This window comes from Flexivirga endophytica, assembly GCF_014640635.1.
Taxonomy (GTDB): Bacteria; Actinomycetota; Actinomycetes; order Actinomycetales; family Dermatophilaceae; genus Flexivirga; species Flexivirga endophytica.
In genome coordinates this window covers 113,697-132,781 of sequence record NZ_BMHI01000002.1, presented here as the reverse complement: position 1 = coordinate 132,781, position 19,085 = coordinate 113,697, and the positions used below count along the sequence as shown (strand labels likewise).

General features: G+C 67.6%; 17 protein-coding genes. 7 read left to right on the top strand and 10 right to left on the bottom strand.

Annotation, left to right across the window (positions count from 1 at the left end; all coding sequences use genetic code 11):
• Nucleotides 1-14: 14 nt before the first annotated feature.
• Nucleotides 15-2,324, bottom strand: a complete 2,310-nt coding sequence (locus IEX71_RS05580) for a transglycosylase domain-containing protein (protein ID WP_188836014.1) — start codon at nucleotides 2,322-2,324, stop codon at nucleotides 15-17.
• Nucleotides 2,325-2,468: 144 nt separating this feature from the next.
• Between IEX71_RS05580 and IEX71_RS05575 the strand changes: the two genes are divergently transcribed.
• Nucleotides 2,469-3,128: a PadR family transcriptional regulator gene (locus tag IEX71_RS05575; protein ID WP_188836013.1), complete on the top strand. Its 660-nt coding sequence runs from the start codon at nucleotides 2,469-2,471 to the stop codon at nucleotides 3,126-3,128.
• A gap of 3 nt (nucleotides 3,129-3,131) precedes the next feature.
• Entirely contained in the window at nucleotides 3,132-4,223 is a 1,092-nt protein-coding gene (locus IEX71_RS05570) for an inositol-3-phosphate synthase (protein ID WP_188836012.1), read from the top strand.
• A 176-nt stretch (nucleotides 4,224-4,399) separates the two neighbouring features.
• Here IEX71_RS05570 and IEX71_RS05565 read toward each other — a convergent pair whose 3' ends face one another.
• A complete protein-coding gene (locus tag IEX71_RS05565) occupies nucleotides 4,400-5,335 on the bottom strand; it encodes an SDR family NAD(P)-dependent oxidoreductase (RefSeq protein WP_188836011.1) in 936 nt (311 codons plus the stop codon).
• A 188-nt stretch (nucleotides 5,336-5,523) separates the two neighbouring features.
• Between IEX71_RS05565 and IEX71_RS05560 the strand changes: the two genes are divergently transcribed.
• On the top strand, nucleotides 5,524-7,032 hold the full coding sequence (locus IEX71_RS05560) for a lipase family protein (protein ID WP_229749501.1): 1,509 nt from the start codon (nucleotides 5,524-5,526) through the stop codon (nucleotides 7,030-7,032).
• A 14-nt stretch (nucleotides 7,033-7,046) separates the two neighbouring features.
• Here the strand turns inward: IEX71_RS05560 and IEX71_RS05555 are convergent, their stop codons facing one another.
• The 4 genes from IEX71_RS05555 to IEX71_RS05540 all read right to left on the bottom strand — a co-directional run bounded on the left by IEX71_RS05555 (nucleotide 7,047) and on the right by IEX71_RS05540 (nucleotide 10,280).
• Nucleotides 7,047-7,532, bottom strand: a complete 486-nt coding sequence (locus IEX71_RS05555) for a hypothetical protein (RefSeq protein ID WP_188836009.1) — start codon at nucleotides 7,530-7,532, stop codon at nucleotides 7,047-7,049.
• 65 nt (nucleotides 7,533-7,597) lie between these two features.
• Nucleotides 7,598-8,521 (bottom strand): helix-turn-helix domain-containing protein, encoded by a 924-nt coding sequence (locus IEX71_RS05550; protein WP_188836008.1) that lies wholly within the window; start codon nucleotides 8,519-8,521, stop codon nucleotides 7,598-7,600.
• Between the two features lie 68 nt (nucleotides 8,522-8,589).
• Complete coding sequence (locus IEX71_RS05545) at nucleotides 8,590-9,387, bottom strand: SGNH/GDSL hydrolase family protein (protein WP_188836007.1); 798 nt, start codon at nucleotides 9,385-9,387, stop codon at nucleotides 8,590-8,592.
• Between the two features lie 191 nt (nucleotides 9,388-9,578).
• The gene (locus tag IEX71_RS05540) at nucleotides 9,579-10,280 is read right to left on the bottom strand and encodes a serine hydrolase domain-containing protein (RefSeq protein ID WP_188836006.1); all 702 of its coding nucleotides are present in this window, start codon (nucleotides 10,278-10,280) and stop codon (nucleotides 9,579-9,581) included.
• A 330-nt stretch (nucleotides 10,281-10,610) separates the two neighbouring features.
• Here IEX71_RS05540 and IEX71_RS05535 point away from each other — a divergent pair, with 330 nt between their 5' ends.
• Together IEX71_RS05535 and IEX71_RS05530 are read left to right on the top strand one after the other, a co-directional pair.
• The gene (locus IEX71_RS05535; protein WP_188836005.1) at nucleotides 10,611-11,012 is read left to right on the top strand and encodes a RidA family protein; all 402 of its coding nucleotides are present in this window, start codon (nucleotides 10,611-10,613) and stop codon (nucleotides 11,010-11,012) included.
• A 45-nt stretch (nucleotides 11,013-11,057) separates the two neighbouring features.
• Entirely contained in the window at nucleotides 11,058-11,960 is a 903-nt protein-coding gene (locus tag IEX71_RS05530; RefSeq protein ID WP_188836004.1) for an NYN domain-containing protein, read from the top strand.
• 174 nt (nucleotides 11,961-12,134) lie between these two features.
• Here IEX71_RS05530 and IEX71_RS05525 read toward each other — a convergent pair whose 3' ends face one another.
• The 4 genes from IEX71_RS05525 to IEX71_RS05510 all read right to left on the bottom strand — a co-directional run bounded on the left by IEX71_RS05525 (nucleotide 12,135) and on the right by IEX71_RS05510 (nucleotide 15,974).
• Nucleotides 12,135-12,815: a hypothetical protein gene (locus IEX71_RS05525; protein ID WP_188836003.1), complete on the bottom strand. Its 681-nt coding sequence runs from the start codon at nucleotides 12,813-12,815 to the stop codon at nucleotides 12,135-12,137.
• A 224-nt stretch (nucleotides 12,816-13,039) separates the two neighbouring features.
• A complete protein-coding gene (locus IEX71_RS05520; protein WP_229749500.1) occupies nucleotides 13,040-13,843 on the bottom strand; it encodes an ATP-binding cassette domain-containing protein in 804 nt (267 codons plus the stop codon).
• Between the two features lie 62 nt (nucleotides 13,844-13,905).
• Nucleotides 13,906-14,982: an ABC transporter permease gene (locus tag IEX71_RS05515; RefSeq protein ID WP_188836001.1), complete on the bottom strand. Its 1,077-nt coding sequence runs from the start codon at nucleotides 14,980-14,982 to the stop codon at nucleotides 13,906-13,908.
• Nucleotides 14,982-15,974, bottom strand: a complete 993-nt coding sequence (locus IEX71_RS05510; RefSeq protein ID WP_229749499.1) for a substrate-binding domain-containing protein — start codon at nucleotides 15,972-15,974, stop codon at nucleotides 14,982-14,984. Before IEX71_RS05510 ends, IEX71_RS05515 begins: the two co-directional genes overlap by 1 nt.
• A 231-nt stretch (nucleotides 15,975-16,205) precedes the next feature.
• On the opposite strand from IEX71_RS05510, the gene IEX71_RS05505 reads away from it, so the two are divergent.
• Nucleotides 16,206-17,009: an aminotransferase class IV gene (locus IEX71_RS05505; protein ID WP_188836000.1), complete on the top strand. Its 804-nt coding sequence runs from the start codon at nucleotides 16,206-16,208 to the stop codon at nucleotides 17,007-17,009.
• A complete protein-coding gene (locus IEX71_RS05500; RefSeq protein WP_188835999.1) occupies nucleotides 16,994-19,024 on the top strand; it encodes a chorismate-binding protein in 2,031 nt (676 codons plus the stop codon). The genes IEX71_RS05505 and IEX71_RS05500 overlap by 16 nt, the downstream gene beginning before the upstream one ends.
• Nucleotides 19,025-19,085: the final 61 nt, after the last annotated feature.

Genomic DNA, 19,085 nt, shown 5'->3' with positions numbered 1-19,085 from the left:
GCGCGATCCCCGAGTCACGGGGTTGGCTGCGGCTCCGACGACTCCGGCTGGCCCCCGTTGCCGACCGGCGGCGGCGTGATCGGCACGGACGGTCGCGTCGGGGTCGGGCGCGACGTCGGGCTCGGCGGCGGTGAGGTCGTCGTGGTGGTCGTCGTCGGGGACGGCTCCGTCGTCGTGGACGAGGTCGACGAGCTGGAGCTGCTGGACGAGGACGAGGAACTGGTGGTGCTGGTCGAGCTCGGTGTGGAGGACGTGGTGCTGGTCGGCGGCTGCGTCGTCGAGGTCACCGGTGGCGGCGAATAGGTGGTCGTCTGCTTGACGTCCTTGGTCTCTGGCAGCTTGGCGACCTTCTCGCCCTTGAGCGCGGCCCGCATGAAGTCCAGCCACACGGTGGCCGGGGTGTCGCCGCCGTAGAAGCTCTCGTTGTGGGTCGCCTTGTCGAGGCTGACGGTGCCGTTCCCGGCATACATGCCCACCGAGACCGTCAGCTGGTCCGGGGTGAAACCGGTGAACCATGCCGATTTGTAGTAGCTCGACGTGCCGGTCTTGCCGGCCGCGGGGCGATTCAGCTGCCCGGCGGTCTTGTGGGCGGTGCCCTCGGCGTCCTTCAGCGGTCCGGTCATGCCGTTGACCAGGTTGGCGGCGATGTCCTTGGAGATCGCCTGCTTGCTGTCGGGGTGCGCGTCGTAGCTGTAGTCACCGGCGACACTGCTGACCTTCTTGATGAAGTAAGGATCGGCCTTCTTGCCCTCGGCGCTGATCGTGTTGTAGGCGTTGGCCATGTCGATGACGCGCACGGCCGCACTACCCAGGACGTCGGTCGTGCTGGGGTTGTCCATGTCCGGAGAGTTGGCCGGTATGCCGAGCTGCTGCGCCGCGGCCAGTGTCTTGCCGGTGCCGAGCGCCTGGTTGAGCCGCACATAGGCGGTGTTGGACGACACCGCGAACGCGCGGTCCAGCGTGAGCATCCCGAACTGCTCGTGGTTGTCGTTGTAGACCTTGATCGACTTCCCGTTGGCACCCTGGACCTTCAACGGTGACGCCCCGCTGAACCTGGTCTGCAGCGTCATACCGTCCTGCAGCGCGGCGGCCAGCGCGAACGCCTTGAAGCTCGACCCGCCCTGCAGCTGCGCGCGGGTCGCCGAGTTGTAGGCGTTCTTGCTGATGTCCTCGCCGCCATACATCGCGACGACGGCGCCGTCCGGCTTCTCCGCGACCAGGCCCGTGTGCAATGCGTCGAGGCGAGCGGTCTGGGTCGGGATGTTCTTGTGCACCGCGGCTACGGCCGCCTTCTGGGAGCCCTTGTCGATCGTGGTGGTGATGCGCAACCCGCCGCGGTCGATGTCCTCCGGCTTGAGCTTGAGCTTCTTCTCCAGCTCGGCGCGCACGTCGGCCACGATGTAACCGCTCGGGCCCGAGACCTGCTGGGCGTGCGGGTCGTACTTCTTGAACTGCGGCATGTGCGCCTTCGCGCGCCGGGCCGCCGACAGCCAGCCCTCCTTGACCATGCCGTCGAGCACGTAGGTCATCCGCGCGTTGGCGCGGGTCTCGGCGGCCTTTCCGTACTGCGGGTCGTAGAGCCCCGGGGCGTTGATGACCGACGCGAGGAACGCGCCCTGGCTGGCGTCGAGCTCGTTGACGTCGACGCCGAAGTAGGCCTGCGAAGCGGCCTGTATGCCGTAGGCGCCGCGACCGAAGTAGATGTTGTTGAGGTAGGCCTCGAGGATGTCGTCCTTGGACAGCTTGCGGTCGACCTTGAGCGCGATCATGATCTCTTTGACCTTGCGCTTGGCCGAGCGGTCCTGGGTGAGGAAGTTGTTCTTGACGTATTGCTGGGTGATGGTCGAGCCGCCCTGCTCCTGCCCACCGGACAGTGTGCTCCATGCCGCGCGCAGCGTGCCGGTGACCGAGACGCCGGAGTTCTTGTAGAAGTCGCGGTCCTCGGCGGCCAGGAATTCGTAGCGGACGGTCTTGGGGACCTTGGCCAGCTTGACGTCCTCGCGGTTGACGGTGCTGAAGCGACCGAGCTCGGTCTTGCCGTCGCTGTAGTAGACGATCGACACCTGCTTGGAAGCGTCGGCGTGCGCCGCCGGGATGGGGGTGCGCAGGTAGATGACGACCAGGGCGATGAAGCCCAGCAGGCACAGGCCGAACAGGCCGAGCACCGTGCGCCAGAAGACCTTGAACGCCAGGCCGTGCTCCTTCTTGCGGCGTCGGCCGCGGCCCCCGGCAGCGGCTGCAGCGGATCGCCGGCTGCCGCGCGGTCCACGCTCGGCATTGCCCTCGGCGTCGCCGCGAGCGGCCCCATCCTGCTCATCTGTCACCGATGAAGGGTAACCGCCCGTGCGGACAACCCGGCAATTGCGCGGCAGCGACTCGCGGTTCTGGCCGATGTATCGAGTCGATACATCGAGTGCGGTATGCTCGCTCTCACACCCACCGGAACACGAGCTACAAGGAGGTCCCACATGTCACGTCGTGGCGCCATCCTCGAGCTCGCGATCCTGGGTCTGCTGCACGACCAGCCCCTGCACGGTTACGAGCTGCGCAAGCAGTTGTCGGGCGTGCTCGGTGCCTTCCGTGCAGTGTCGTTCGGCTCGCTCTACCCGTGCCTTCGCGGCCTGGTCGAGCGCGGCTGGATCAGTGAGCGCGCCTCCGGCAATCAGGACCGACAGGTCCCCGGGCTCGGCGGCAAGCGCGGCAAGATCACCTATGAGCTGACCGCGGAGGGCAAGGAGCAGTTCCAGACGCTCATGGCCCAAACGGGCCCTGCCTCGTGGGAGGACGAGAACTTCGACGTCCACTTCGCCTTCTTCGGCCGAGCCAGCAGCGATGTGCGATTGCGCATCCTGGAGGGTCGCCGGAGCCGGCTGGAGGAGCGCCTGGACGACTCGCGGGAGCAGTCCCGTCAACGTCGTGAGCGCACCGACAAATACACCGCCGAGTTGCACCGTCACGGCCTCGAGTCGACCGAGCGCGAAGTGCGCTGGTTGTCGGAGTTGATCGAGACGGAGCGTTCGGCATACCGCACCACCAATCCCGGCACGGCGGCGTCAGCCGGCCAGCCGGTCGATGGGGAGACACCGGAGCATGCCTCCGACCCCACCGAAGAATCCGACAAGGAGTAGGAAATGGGATCCATTCGCGTCGCCATCGTGGGCGTCGGCAACTGTGCGAGCTCGCTCGTGCAGGGCGTTGAGTACTACAAGGATGCGGCGGCCGACACGACTGTGCCGGGTCTGATGCACGTGAAGTTCGGCGAATACCACGTCAACGACGTCGAGTTCGTCGCCGCGTTCGACGTCGACGCCAAGAAGGTCGGCTTCGACCTCTCCGAGGCGATCACCGCCAGCGAGAACAACACCATCAAGATCGCGGACGTCCCGCCGACCGGTGTCACCGTGCAGCGCGGCACCACGCTCGACGGCATCGGCAAGTACTACGCGATGACGATCACCGAGGCCGACAGCGAGCCGGTCGACGTCGTCCAGACGCTCAAGGACGCCAAGGTCGACGTGCTCGTCTCGTACCTGCCGGTCGGCTCCGAGCAGGCGGACAAGTTCTACGCACAGTGCGCCATCGACGCGGGCGTCGCGTTCGTCAACGCCCTGCCGGTCTTCATCGCCTCCGACCCCGAGTGGGCCAAGAAGTTCGAGGACGCCGGTGTCCCGATCGTCGGTGACGACATCAAGAGCCAGGTCGGCGCGACCATCACCCACCGCGTCATGGCCCGTCTCTTCGAGGACCGCGGTGTCACGCTGGACCGCACCTACCAGCTCAACGTCGGCGGCAACATGGACTTCAAGAACATGCTCGAGCGCGAGCGCCTGGAGTCCAAGAAGGTCTCCAAGACCCAGGCCGTGACTTCCAACCTGAGCGGCCCGCTGGCCGGCATCAAGGACGGTCGCAACGTCCACATCGGCCCGTCGGACTACGTGCAGTGGCTCGACGACCGCAAGTGGGCCTACGTCCGCCTCGAGGGTCGCGCGTTCGGTGACGTTCCGCTGAACCTGGAGTACAAGCTCGAGGTCTGGGACTCCCCCAACTCCGCCGGCATCATCATCGACGCGATCCGCGCCGCGAAGATCGCCAAGGACCGTGGCATCGGCGGCCCGCTGCTGTCGGCCTCGTCCTACCTGATGAAGTCCCCGCCCGAGCAGCGCGAGGACAGCCTCGGCCGCGAGAAGCTCGAGGCGTTCATCGCGGGCACCGAGCAGCGCTGAGTCCATTGCTCTGACTCCTCGCAGAAACGGCAGTGCCCCGCAGACGAATTTCTTCGTTGCGGGGCACTGCCGTTCTCGCCGAGAGGACAGCGGAATATCGACAGGACAGGCGATCTGGCGGATTTCGGCCGAAATCGGGTGTCCTGTCGGTCATCGCCTGTCCTCTCGGCGAGAAGTCAGCCCTCGGGGTGTGGCGGGAGCGCGCGGCTCGGCTCGAAGCGACCGGCGTTGGGCTGCGGCTGCGTTCCGTCCAGATCGGTGACGCCATACGCGACGGCAAGTTCGCCCACGTCGACGACCTGACCGCTGAACCGCTGCACCTTCGGGTCGGTCGCGAGCGCGACCATCACCCGCGCGGCATACCGCGGTGACTCGGTGTTGCCGGCGAGCTCCTCCGCGGGGACCTTCGCCTCCATCAACTCGGTGCGCATCCAGCCCGGCGCGACCGCGATCGCCGGGATCCCCTTGGGCTGCAGGTGATAGCCGAGCGCGTAGACCAGCCGGTTCTTGGCGGCCTTGCTCGACTCGTAGGGCAGCCAGGCCGGCGGCTCGGGTGTGTGCCAGGTCGACGTCAGGATGAGCCCCTTGCCGGCCGGCGCCATCGCGAGCTTCAGGGTGAGCATCGAGGTGACGAAGTCCGAATACGCACCGCCGAGCAGCATCGCCCTGAACTGATCCAGCGGCTCGTCCCACACCTCCTCACCACCGGGTTGATCGTGGTGGTCGTGCCCGCCCCAGGCGTTGTTGACGAGTATGTCGATCCGTCCGTGCCGGTCGACGACGTCACGCACCAGGTCTTCGACCTGGACGGGATCGGTGTGGTCGCACCGATGCCACTCACCGTGCCCGCCCTGCGCCTCCACCTCGTCGACGGTCCGCTCGAGGGTGAGGTCGGCCGGTTCGTGGTGCGTCGGGGCCGACCGGGTGCTGCGGCCGGTGCACACGACATACGCTCCGGCTGCTGCGAATTCGATGGCGCAGGCCCGGCCGAGGCCGCGCGAGGCGCCGGCGATCAGCACGATCTGTCCGGCGAGCGGGCCACCATCTGCCGCCGCTTCCGCGTCCGCGGTCCGCGGGGTCGTCGAGTCTGCTGAGTCCGATGTGGTGTCCATGCACCAAGCGTGCCGCGGAACGCCGTCGGCCGACTTGATCGCTTTAGGCGACTTCGGGCCGGTCCGTAGGTGTCGTAGGGCTTGTCGTGGAAACCCCGGCGGCATGGCACCGGCGCTGCTACGTTCGATTTCGTTCATCGCCAGGAACGCGCTGCCACGCGCTTCCTCGAGGTTTGGGAGCCAGGGCCGTGAAACGAATCCTTGTCGGCACGTCACTCGCAGTGGTCACCGCCAGCACCGTCTTCGCCAGCGCCGGAGCTCCGGCGCGTGCGGCCACCACCGATCCGTTCTTCAGCTATTCCGGCAGCAAACCGCTGTCGTCATACAAACCGGGCGCGATCCTGAAGAGCCGGACCCTGAGCTATCCGATCAGCGGCAACAATGTCTCCGTCGTCCAGTTGCTCTACCGCTCGACCGACGCGCGTGGCCGCGCGAACGCAGCCGTCACGTCGATCTACAAACCGGCGAGTCCGAAGGCAGGAGCGGCGATCTCGTACGAGTCGGCATACGACTCGCTCAACCCCGAGGACGGCCCGTCGCGACTGGTCGCCGCCGGCAAGACCACCTACGAGACGCAACTGATCAGCATCTTCCTCAGCCAGGGTTACACAGTCATCGAACCCGATTCGCAAGGCCCCACAGCGGATTTCGCGGCCGGGCCGGAGTACGGCACCGTGTCGCTGGACTCCATCCGGGCCGCCACCCGCTCCAAGGACACCGGCCTCAACGCCAGCACCAAGGTCGGGCTGGCCGGCTACTCCGGCGGCGCGATCGGCGCCGACTGGGCCGCTGTGCTCGCCCCGACCTACGCGCCGGACGTCAACAAGAACCTGGTGGGAGCCTCCGAGGGCGGCCTGCTGGTCGCTCCGGCGCGGAACCTGCGGTATGTCGACGGCAGCAAGCAGTGGGCGGGGATCGCCCCGATGGCGCTCATCGGAGTCGCTCGCGCTTACGGCATCGACTTCGACCGATACCTGTCGCCATACGGCAAGAAACTGATGAACTCGATGCAGAACGCGATCATCGGTGACGTCGTGGGCCAGTACCCCGGCCTGACCTGGAAGCAGCTGGTAAAACCGGAGTACGCGAACCCCGACTCCATCAAGGAGTTCGTCAGGGTGGCCAACAAGCTCAACCTCGGCAGCCGGCCGACCCCGAGCATCCCGATGTCGATCGTGCAGGCGTCCGGCGCCGACGAGGAGGGCACGATCGGCGACAAGCCGGGGATCGGACCCGGGGACGGCGTGATGATCTCCGGCGACGTGCGGTCGCTGGCCCGGCAGTACTGCACGGCGAACAATGCGATCCAGTACCAGCAGGTCGACAACACCGGGCACACCGGCGCGGTCACCACCTGGGCGACCAGTGCCCTGGGCTGGCTCGCTGCAAGGTTCGCCGGCGCCCAAGCGCCGTCCAGCTGCGGCAACATCGCACCCGGCAACTCGCTCGCGCCGGAGAAGTACCAGCCGCCGACCAGGCCGACCAGTCCGCCGAGCGCCTCACCGACGAACCCACCGACGACGGCTCCCGCCGGTGGGTCGAGCACACCGATCTCGTCCGGGCCGGTCATCATCACCGACGGCGACTCCGGGCCGTCGTCCAACACGACGGTCGGCGCCGGGCTCGCTGCCGCGTTGCTCTTCGTCGGCGCCGGCAGTGCGGGCGCCGGGTGGCGCCTGCGTCGTCGCCGCGACTGACGGACTTCGTTCGACTAGCGCAACGCCTGCGCGATGCGCGCCGTCGCTGCCGTCACGTCCGCTTCGGTGGCGGGTGACTCGACCGTGTCGAGCAGGTGCGCCGGCCCCTCGTGCGCCGAGGTCTGCCACCACGGGATGAGCCAGACGTGGAAGTGCGGGTATGCCGCCATGGTCGACCACTGATAGACGCGGTCACAGCCCAGCCCGGCGCGCATCGCGGTGAGGACGGCGCCCAGCGACGGCACGAACGTGATGGCCTCGCGCGTGTCGAAACCGGACTGGTCCTGGACATGCCGCTTCGCTTCCAGCACCACGGTGCCGGCCGCGGCCATCCCGACCGGAGCTGCGCCGGCACGCCAGATGCCGTCGTCGAGCAGCCATCCGCCGGGCGGCGGATCGGTGCGTATGGCGTCCTGGCAGAACCAGCAGTCTCGGCCCGGTTCGGGGGATTCGGGGGCGGCGCCGGGTGCCGCTTCGATAACAGTCCGTGTCGTTTCCATGTCGATCAGCGTGCCGCGTTCGGACGCACTCGGCTTGATCGAGTTCGGCATCCTCGCCGATGCACTCAGCTCCGACCGGACGGCTCCTCGCCGAACCAGTACTTCGGGTCGCCATACCCGAGGTCGGTGATGCCGAAGGCCCGCAACCGATCGAGCGCGAGCAGCCGGTGGTGCGCCGAGAAGGTGAGCACGTGGGCGACCATCCCGGCATACGTGACGACTTGCGGTGGCTGGGAGAAGGCATCGACGAACGTTTCGTCCCAATGGTTTTCGGCATCCACGCTCGCCACGGACGACACGAACTCCGGCCCGATCCGCGCGACGCGACGCCGCATGGAGCTGACCGACTCGGCGTCCTCGACGGTGAAATCGTATTCGCGGTCGTTCATCGCAGCGAGCCACATCTCCATCTGCCCAATCAGCCGAGAAAGCAACCAGCGCAACGAATCTCCGTCGATGCCGTCGATCTGCATCGGCAGCTGCGCGTCGAGTTGCGCGCCGGTCAGTCGAGTCGCGCGCTCGACCAGTTCGCCGACCAGCCAGGCGTGATGCCGCACCGACTCCTGGGTGACATCCGTTGCGGCAGCAGCGGATCGCGCCGGTAGCCGCAGACCGGCCGGCGGATGGAAGTGCACGTCGTTGGGGCTGGCCAGCTGGAACTTGGTGGGCCGCTCCCGCCATCGCGACGGCGGCAGACCGTAGGCCCGGTCGAACGCGCGGGTGAACGCCGCGTTGGAGGAGAAGTCTGCCTCCTGTGCGATCTCCAGCAGGGTCCGCTCGGTCCGGATCATCCGGTATGCCGCTCGTTCCAACAGAATTCGCCGCCGGAACGCCGTCGGCGTCTCGCCCGCGATAGCGGTCACGATGCGCTCGAAGTGGAAGCGTGAGTAGTGCAGCCCCGCGGCGAGCTCGGCGGCCGGAGCCGTCAGCGAGTTCGGCGCGGCGGTCAGCAGTGCGACGAGGCGCTCGAACGCGTCGCCGTCCGTCATACCTCACACCTCCCGCACCGGGTCCCTCCTCGGGAGCCGCCGTACCGGAAGCCTAGCGAGTATGGCGCTCAGGCCTTGGCAGCGAAGACCGGCAAGTAGCCGTTGGCCTGACCTTCCGCCGTCGGGTGGTAGGACTCCTCGATGTCCAGGAAGTTCACCGAGTGCAGCCAACGGTCGCTGTCGCAGATCTCATGGCCGTCGAACGACGAGCGCACATCGCCATACGTGAACCCGGCCTGCGTCGCAGCGGTGCCGGTGATCGAGTCGATGAGGTCGATGCCGCTGTCGATGGCGGTGCGGGACTCCTGGCTGATGCCGACGCAGTCCTTGCTCAGGTCGTAGAAGTCCGGGTAGCCGAGGACGACCACGTGCGCGTTGGGCGCCTTGGACTTGATCGCGTTGTAGACGGTCGCCAGCTTGCCGGGCAGGTTGGCCTTCGCGTCGGCCTTGGCGGCGTTGACCTCGTTCACGCAGGTCGTGGTGCCGTCCAGGATGCAGTCCTGCATGATGCGGCTGAAACCGACGTCGTTGCCCCCGATGGTGATGCTGACGAGCGTGGTCGATGTGGACAGCGCGCCGAGCTGATTAGCAATGACGTCAGTGGTTTTCGCGCCCGAGCAGGCGAGCGAGGTGTATGACGAGGGGCTGTGCTGCTGCGCCCACAGTGCCGAGTAGGCGTTGGGGCTGCGATCACACGCACCGCTGCTGTCGATGTAGTCACCGGCCCCGACACCCGAGGAGTACGAATCGCCCAGCGCCGCGTAGGTGACGCCGCCGGCCGCTCGCGCCGACAGCGCCGGGACGAAGGAGAAGGCCAGCGCGGTGGCACCGACGCCGAGTTTCAGGGTGAGGGACGAGCGGGACATGAGGGCTCCTGTCAGGAAGTGGCAGAGGTGTGTGCCACCACCGGATCTTGGCCCTGTCCACGGCGCCCGCGGGGGTTTGGTTCCCTCGCCGGGCAAAGCTTTGCCGTCAGCTTGCCGAACCGATACCACGCCGATGGAAAACGTTTACAATCTGTGGCGTATCCCGTCATATTTGCCCTTCGGCAACTGCGCTACGCGGCGAAGGCGGCGATGGCCGCAGTCAGGTCGTCGCCGGTCACACCTTCTTGTAGGTCGCTGAGCACGCGAGCGATCGCCGGCAGCGCCGATGCGTCGTTCGCGAGCGCGACCGCTGCGAATTCGACGCGCGGCAGCAGCAGCATCGCCGTGCGGTATCCGCCGAGTCGGCCGGCCGGTGCGAGGACGAGTCGCTCGAGCGTGTCCTCGTAGCTGCACGATGCCAGCGCCGCCGTCACCGCGCCGGCGAGGAAGTAGTTGCCGTTGTAGTACTCCCAGCGGTCACCGGGTCTCCGGTCGCTGCCCGCTCGCACGACGAACTCGCAGACGGCCAGCAGGGCGTCGTCGCCCTCGCCCACGGCTGCCGCATCGGCAGCGGTGACCGCCGGCGTCAGCCCCGAGGTCTGGGCGAGCAGGTGTTCGACGGTGATGTCCCGGTCGGCGCTCCACCTGCTTTTCAGTGGAGGCATCAACTGCCGGACCGACGTGTGCAACGGCACTCCGGCGGCCGCCGCAGCACGCACGGTGGCGACCGCGGTGAACGTCTTGGTCAGGGACGCGATCCGGAAGATCGAGTGCTCGTCCACATCGCCGACACGTGCGAAGATGCGCTCACCGGCCCGACTGACGCCGACCACTGCTTTCGAAGCGGACAGGGCAATCTCGGACAGGTGAGGCAGCATCGCGAATTCCGGCACGACGCCGAGCTTTTCACAGGTTTGTGGCGATGGGTTTGTGGCCCGCGCGGGTTGTGGATCGGTTTGTGCCCGGCAGATGGTGCGCGCGGGACCCGCGCACCATCTGCAGGACGGAACGCCCACACTCGCCGCTCCGAGACTTACGACCAGTAGAACGTGCGGCCCGGCGCACCTCCTGCTGGCCCTCAACCGCCCGGCGTCACATCTGCGCGTCTGGGACCGGCACAAGGTGCGCGGCAGGACCGGCGCACGCTCTGCAGGTCCCGAGCCCGGCGAGTTGGCAGCGATATTCGTTCGATGAGTCCTGGCCTGCACGGATAGCGTCCCGGTATGTCCTCCGTGCAGCTCATCCGGTCAGCCGAACTGGCGCCTGCGCCATACGCGTATGCCGCAACGGCACCCGCCGGCAGCCGGCTGATCCACCTGGCCGGCGCCTGCCCGCTGCACCCTGACGGCACCACCGCGGCGGTCGGTGATGTCGGAGGGCAGGCGCGAATCTGCCTGGAAAACCTGGAGATCGCGCTCGCTGCTGCTGGCGCGCTGCTGACCGACGTGCTGAGCACTCGCGTCCTGGTGGCAACACACGACCGCGCCGAGCTGGTGGCCGCGTGGGACGTCGTCGCAGCGCATTTCGGTGCGCACGACGTGCCGAGCACGCTGATCGGCGTGGCGGTGCTCGGCTATCCCGATCAGCTGGTGGAGGTCGAGGCCGTCGCGGCGGTGGCCGAGTAGCGCCGCGGGCGGCATACGGCCTGGGTCCGCACTAGGGTCGAGTGCATGAGTGATGCACGGATCGCGGTCTACATCGACTTCGACAACATGGTGATCTCGCGCTATGACGCCGTGCACGGCTCCGGGCGGTGGCGCAAGGACGACGCCCGCGACCACACGCCCGCCGAGGAGGGCGAGGTCTCTCGTCGGCTCATCGAGGCCGAGGTCGATCTGGGTGCGATCATCGACTACGCGTCGTCCTTCGGGACCGTGGCGTTCACCAGGGCGTATGCCGACTGGTCGGTGCCGGCGAACGCGGCTTACAAGCGGCAGCTGATCGATCGGGCGGTCGACCTGGTGCAGCTTTTCGCGACGTCGGGGACGAAGAACGGTGCCGACATACGGCTGTCGATCGACGCGGTCGACGACCTCTTCCAGCACGCCGACATCACGCATGTCGTTGTGGTGGGCGGGGATTCGGATTACATCGCACTCGCGCAGCGGTGCAAGCAACTGGGCAGGTTCGTCGTCGGTATCGGCGTCACCGGCTCCACCAGTCGCGCCCTGGTGGCGGCGTGCGACGACTTCAGCTCGTATGGCGATCTGCCCGGCGTCTCCGACGATCCGGCGAGTGATGCTTCCACGGACGCCGACGAACCGGAGACGGACACTGCCACGAAACCCGTCGCCAGGAAGACCACCAAGGGTCGGACCACCAAGAAGGCGGCGAAGAGCAAGGAGCCGCCGGCCACCGCATTGTTGCGGCGCGCGATCCAGATCGGCGCGGAGAAGAGCGACGACGGCTGGCAGCACTCGTCCAGCCTGAAGAGCCAGATGCAACGGCTGGATTCGACCTTCAAGGAGAAGTCGCTCGGGTTCTCATCGTTCCGCGCCTTCGTGGAGAGTCACGACAAGCTGGTGGAGACCAAACTGCTGGACAACGGGCAGCTGGCCGTCCGGTTGCGGTGAAGACTTCCGAGTCCGATCCCTGGCCGCTCACGGCCTGACACTGGGTCGAGATATGTACGGTCTCGTGACCTCCGGGCGTCCACACGTCTCCCCAGGGTCGGGGTGCGCACGGTGCTTGCCGGCAAACACACGTATGGCGCGGCTCCCCCGAAGTGCCGCGCCATACTTCGTCGCTCAGATGGTGAGCTCCGAGTCCCCTCCGGGTCCGAACTTGTCCGTCAGGAAGCGGTGGTTGGCGAGCAACGCGTCACTGCCGAACCGGGCTGCGCGGTGCAGGTGCGCGGCGACCTCGTCCAGCAGCAGGTCGAGTTGCTCGACGATCAGCTGGTGGCCGGTCTTGCCGTCCAGCACCTCGGTGGTGTCGGCGGTACCCGGAGCGAGTGCCAAGTAGGACCGCAGTGCCTGGGGGCCGAAGTCGGTCTGGATCTGCTCGACCTCGAAGACCTGCGCGGCCGGCGCGCCGTGCTCGCGGAGGTAGGTGAGGGTGCTGACGCATTCGCGGTCGAGCCGCTGCGCGCGCTCACGGACGTCGGCCGGGATCCGAGCGGACGCGGCCAGCGTGGCGAGCGACTCGACGGGTGCCGGCTTGGTGAGGTCGACTCGCGGCGCCGGTGCGGCATACCGCTGCTGCCAGTGGGCCTGCTGTGCCGCGAGGTGCTCCTGCCGTCGCTGCAGGTGCTCACGCCGCCGGTCCAGCTTGGCCGAGCCACCACCGCAGCGGGACAGCCCACCGCCGAGGAAGATCGTCAGCAGCACCATCGGGAAGACCAGCCACTGGCCGACGACGCCGACCAGCACCCACCCAGCCGGGATCAGCAGCCACCACTGTGACCGGTGCAGTCGAATCGATGTCATCGTGCTCGCCTTCTTCGAAAGTGTCCTCCGCGATGACACTCACAGTAGGTCGGCGGCCGCGCGGGCACCTGTGCCGAATGTCATGACTCGACCCGTCGTTCGGTCATGGTCGGGGCAGCTCTGCTGATCCACCGAGTCGCACAGCAAACGCCGAGTGGCGCACCTGCAGGTGTGCCACTCGGCGTTAGGTGTGCCAGTGATGGAGGCGAGCGTGGTCGGCTCGCTCAGTCGGCCTCGTGCATCTCGTGCCGCAGCTCGGCCAACTCGTCGCCGCCGGCCATCTGCTCGGTCAGCTGCTCGACGGTGATCTCGTCGCGTGAGGCGTCCAGCGCCATCTGGCCGAGTTTGAGTATGACGAAGTGGTCGCCGACGAGGAACGCGTGGTGCGGGTTGTGCGTGATGAACACGACGCCCAGACCCGACTCCGCCGCGCGGGCAACGTATTTGAGCACCACGCCGGACTGCTTCACACCCAGCGCAGCGGTCGGCTCGTCCAGGATCAGCACCTTGGCACCGAAGTAGATGGCGCGCGCGATCGCCACGCACTGGCGCTGCCCGCCGCTGAGCGAGCCGACCGGGCGGTCCACGTCGGGCAGGTCGATGCCCATCTTGGCCAGCTCGTCGCGGGTGATCCGCTTCATCCGGTCGGCATCCAGCAGCCGCAGTGGACCCTTGCGAATCTCGTTGGCCAGGAAGAAGTTCCGCCATACGGACATCAGCGGAGCGAGTGCGAGGTCCTGGTAGACCGTCGCGATGCCGGCCTCGACCGCCTCACGGGGGCTGCCGAACTTCCGGGCCTTGCCGCTGACCAGCATCGTGCCCGAGGTGTGCTCGTGCAGGCCGGCCATGATCTTGATCAGCGTCGACTTGCCGGCGCCGTTGTCGCCGAGCACGCAGGTGACCTCGCCCGCCTGCACCGACAGGTCGATGCCGGTCAGGGCGCGAACCGTGCCGTAGGTCTTGCCCACACCCTCGAGGCGTATGACGGAATCGGTGGCATCATGCTCCGAGTCTGCTTCGGGTTCCACGTTTTTCGGCTCCTCGTGGTCTCGATACGCTCGTTCCTCGCTACTCGACCCGCGTGCGGCGCTCATCGGCGCTCCGCCTGTCGTCGTACCCACATATTGATCAGCGTCGCGAGCACCAGCATGATCCCGAGGAAGGTCTTCAGCCAGTCGACGTTCCAGCCGGCATACGTGATGCCGAGGTTGGTCATGCCGTAGATCAGTGCGCCGATCGAGGCGCCGATCACCGAGCCGAAACCGCCGGTGAGCAGACAGCCACCGACGACCGCGGCGATGATGTAGATGAACTCGTTGCCGACGCCCTGGTTGGACTGCACGGTCGCGAAGTTGAGCAGCGTGTGCATACCCAGCAACCACGCGGCGAAGCCGACGAAGAGGAAGAGCCCGATCTTGGTGCGCACCACCGGCACACCACTGGCACGGGCGGCCTCGGCGTCGCCGCCGGCCGCGAAGATCCAGTTGCCGGCGCGGGTGCGGGTCAGCACGACTGCGGCGACCACCGTGAGCAGGACCCAGAAGAGCACCGAGATGTTGATCGTGATGCCCTCGAACGAGTCGCTCTTGAAGAATGTGTGGCTGGAGGCGAAGACCGCGTGCGCGGAGTCGAATCCGGCCATGTCGTCGATCTTCGGCGACGTCACGTTGTCGTCGATCAGCCGAGGGACCGCGAGGTTGGCGCCCTGCAGCACGAAGTAGGTGCCCAGCGTGACCAGGAAGCTGGGCAACCGGGTGCGGTAGAGCAACCATCCGTTGGCGAATCCCACGGCCAGCGAGATCGCCAGCGCGAGCAGGATGCCGACCCAGACGTTGAAATTGAACTCCCAGGCGAGCATCGACGCCGCTAGCGCCGAGCTCGTCACCGCTACACCGGCGGACAGGTCGAACTCGCCGCCGATCATCAGCAGCGCCACCGGCACGGCCATGATGCCGATCGCCGAGGACTGGTAGAGGATCGTGCCGACGTTGGCCAGGCCGCGGAAGGCGGGCGCGACCGACAGGAAGAGCACGCAGATCGCGATCGCGCCGATCAACGCGCCGACCTCGGGCTTGCCGAGCAGCGCGGCGATCGGCGATCTCGGCGCCGTGCGGGTGTCGGTGGTCGTGTCGGGCCTTCGGTCCGGCGTCGTCGTCGCGCTGGACATCAGCGGGTGCCCTTGCTCGCGTATTCGGCGATCTTGTCCACGTTGCTCTTGTCGACGAACGCCGGGCCGGTGAGCGTCGGCTTGCCACCGCCGACGGTGTCGCCGTTGGTGCGGTAGAGCCACAGTGCGTCGATCGCGAGGTAGCCCTGCAGCCACGGTTGCTGGTCGACGGCGAACTGCACGGTGCCGGACTGGATGGCCTTGACGATGCCGGCGTTGGTGTCGAAGGTGCCGATCTTCGCCTTCGAGCCGGTGCCCTCGACCGCCTTGACGGCATTCAGGGAGACGTCGCCCTGCAGGCCGACGATCCAGTCGATCTGCTTGTCCTGCTGCAGTTTTGCGGTGATTGTGGAGCGCACCGACGGCAGGTCGGCGCCGTTGACGTAGACGACCTTGGTGCTGGGGACCTTCTCCTTGACACCCTTGCAACGGTCGTTGAGGCCGACGTTGCCCTGCTCGTGGATGATGCAGATCGGCCGCTTGGCGCCCGCTTCTTTGAGCCGCTGGCCGGCCGCCTCGCCGGCGACGAGCTCGTCCTGGCCGAAGAAGCCGATGAGGCCCATCGGACCCATCTGGTCGGTGCCGGAGTTGAGTCCGTCGACGGGTATGCCGGCCGCCTCGGCGTTCTTGACCGCCTTCTTCAGCGCATCCGGCTTGGCGAGGGTGACGGCGATGCCGCCGACCTTCTTGTCGACCGCGGCCTGCACCAGGCTCGCCTGCTTGGCGGCATCCGGGTCCGAGTAGTACTGCAGGTTGATGTTGTCCTTGTCCGCAGCGGCCTGTGCACCCTTGCGGACCATGTCCCAGAAGGTGTCGCCGGGCGCGGAGTGCGTGATCAGCGCGGCGGTGAACCGTGGCGTGTTGGCGTGGCCGCCCTTGCCGGCCTTCTGCTCGGTGGCGTTCTTGCCGCCGGTGCTGCTGCAGCCGGCCAGCGCCATCGCGCCGATCACCAGCACCGCAGCCAGCCGCGCCTGCGTACCGTTCGTCCTCACGAGTCCGCCTTCCGTGACATCCGGATCAGCCCCGGCATGTATCGAGTTGATATATCGAGGTGATGCTACTCGTTCCTGTGTGTTGTGCGTGAGTATGCCGAAAGATGGCGTCCGCACGGAGGACCCCACGCGGTCGATACACCTCCTCCGCCGCACTCCCCCGGCACTCGACCCACCGCGTTGCCGCGCTCCCCCGGAGCTCGACCAGCGAACGTGTGCTACTCATCTGGCATGACTTCCGCATCGCGGCCGGACTGCCCGCTGCTGACCGACCACACAGTGACCGAGCTCGCTCGGGCCGGGGAGATCGTGCTCGACTCGTGGCACCTGTATGACGGCGCCGGCATAGCGGTCGATCGGCACCGGTCGCGCTTCACCGCTCACTTGCAGGAAGTGTTCGGGGTCGACAAGGACGAGACGGTGGCGGCGTACGACCACGCGCTGGCCCACCTTCCGTCCGACGGCTCGTGGTTCCCGGGCTTCGTCTGGACCAGCAAGGGGCTCCGGTTGGTGCTCCGGCCGTTTCCCGTGGAACATCTGCGGAGCAGCACGACGCTGCTGCTCCAGGGGACTCTGGATGCTCGAAAACGTCCTGATATCAAGGGGATTGACTACTTGTCCCAGCTCTATGCGCACCGGCAGGCAACCGATGCCGGGTATGACGACCAGGTCCTCGCCACCGGCGACGGCTCGCTGACCGAGACCGTCTTCGCCACGCTGCTCATCGCGCAGGGCGGCGAGCTGATCGTCCCGGACGCGCCGCGGTTGGCCGGCATCACCCTGGAGGTACTGGGCGAACGAGCCGGCCGACCGGTCCGGCTCGACACCGTGACCCCGTCGCGACTGCTGGCTGCTCCTGCCGTCTTCACGCTGTCGTCGCTGCACGGTGTGCGGGTCGTCGAACGGGTGAATGACGCGTCATACCAACCGAACCCGGCGCTGCGGGATCGGCTGCAGGAGGTGCTCGACGAGGCACGTGGCCCGGTTGCCGACCTGCTGGGCGAGGGGACGCAACTACCGTGCGCGTCCTGCTGATCGACAACCACGACAGCTTCACGCACAACCTGTTGCAGTTGCTGCGTGAAGTCCCCGGCGTAAGCACGGACGTCGTACGCAACGACACCCCGCTGCCGCTCGGCTGGTCATCGTCGTTCGACGCCGCGGTGATCTCACCCGGGCCCGGCCATCCCGGCACACCGGCCGACGTCGGCACCTCACGGGAGGTGCTCGAACACAGCGAGCTGCCGGTGCTCGGCGTCTGCCTCGGGCACCAGCTGCTCGCGCTGTTGCACGGCGGAGTCGTCGCACGCTCTGCCCATCCGGTGCACGGTGAGGCATCCACCATCGAGCACCACGGCGACCCGTTGTTCGACGGCATACCAACGCGATTCACCGCTGTCCGTTATCACAGCCTCGAGGTCTCCTCGGTGCAGGAACCGGTCGTCCCATTGGCGTATGCCGCGGACGGCACCTTGATGGCGTTGCGGACGGCGGGCCGGCCGCGTTGGGGTGTGCAGTTCCACCCGGAGTCGATCGAGAGCAGCTTCGGGCCGACGTTGATCGGCAATTTCCTACGCCTCGCGGCGGCGGCCGATGATCGGCTCGGCCCACCGTCGCCGACCCGGCAGCGAGCCACTCACATCGGACGGCGGCTCTCGGTGGACCAGGTGCTGGAGCTCAGCGGGACCGAACCCGACGTCGTCGTCGACGGTGTCGCGACACGGCCGGGGACTACGTGCACCGTTGTGGGCTGGGCAGATCCGCGGTTGTCGCACCGGTTGATCGGGCGCTGTGGCGAGGGTGTCCAGGTCGTGCGGGGCGACACCGCGACGGAGGTGCCGACCGGCATCCTGGACACTCTGCAGCGTCGGCTGTCGCCTGCGGGACTGCAGCGAGTCGGCGACGACCCGGGTGTGACGCTCGGGTACGCCGGTTACTTCGGCTACGAGCTGGGGATCGAGTTGCTGGGCCTGGCACAGCCGCACCAGCACACTGCGAGCGACTGGCCGGACGCGTGGTGGCTGCTCGTCACTCGAGCGGTGGTGGTCGATGCCGAGAACCATTGCTATCTGGTCGGTCTGGACGATCCGGACGACCGCACGTCGGTCGACGGACTCGATCGGTGGCGCGCTGAGATGATCGATCGCCTGGAGCACGGTGCGCTGCCGGACGTCACACCGGCGGTGCCCGTTGGCGGCGCTCTCCCAGGACACGAACTCATCGCCCGCTCCGACTACCTCGAGTCGATCGCCGCCTGCCAGGAGGCGATCGCCCGGGGAGAGTCCTACGAGTTGTGCCTGACCCACCGGATCACCGGGTCGTTCGACGGCGACCCGCTGCGGCTCTTCGGGGCGCTGCGCGCCGGTGGCGCGGTGCCGTACGCGGCATACCTGCGCATCGGCGACGACCGGGTGATCGTGTCCGGGTCGCCGGAGCTGTTCCTCACCGTCGACGCCGCCGGCCACGCACGCAGTGCACCGATCAAGGGGACCCGTCCGGCGACGGGCGACCCGGCGGTCGATGCCGCGAGCGCCGCCGAGCTGGCCGGCGCTCGCAAGGACCGCGCCGAGAACCTGATGATCGTGGACCTGGTCCGCAACGACTTCAACCGGGTCGCGGTGCCCGGGAGCACGAGAGTCACGCAGCTGTATGGCGTTCGGCACTTCCCGACCGTCATACAACTGGTGAGCACGATCGAGTGCGAGCTCCCGGACGGCGCAGATGCGCTGGACCTGGTGCGTGTCGCGTTCCCGCCCGGGTCGATGACCGGCGCGCCCAAGGAACGCTCGGTGCAGCTGCTGGGCGGTCTCGAGGCGGAGCGGCGGGGCGTCTATTCGGGGTCGATCGGCCTGCTCGGACTGGACGGCGCCGCGACGCTCAACGTGGCCATCCGCACCGTGCAGCTGACCGGGGACCGCTTCGAGATCGGCGTGGGTGGCGCGGTCACGCAGTTGTCGGACCCGGACGCCGAGTGGCAGGAGACGCTGGACAAGGCGCAGTCGACGCTGCGAGCGATGGCGACATGCGGCGCTCGACCTGCGCGCAGGTGACCGGCAACGCCATGCAAACCGAACGATCAGCGGACGCCGGTGAGACGACGACCTAGACGGA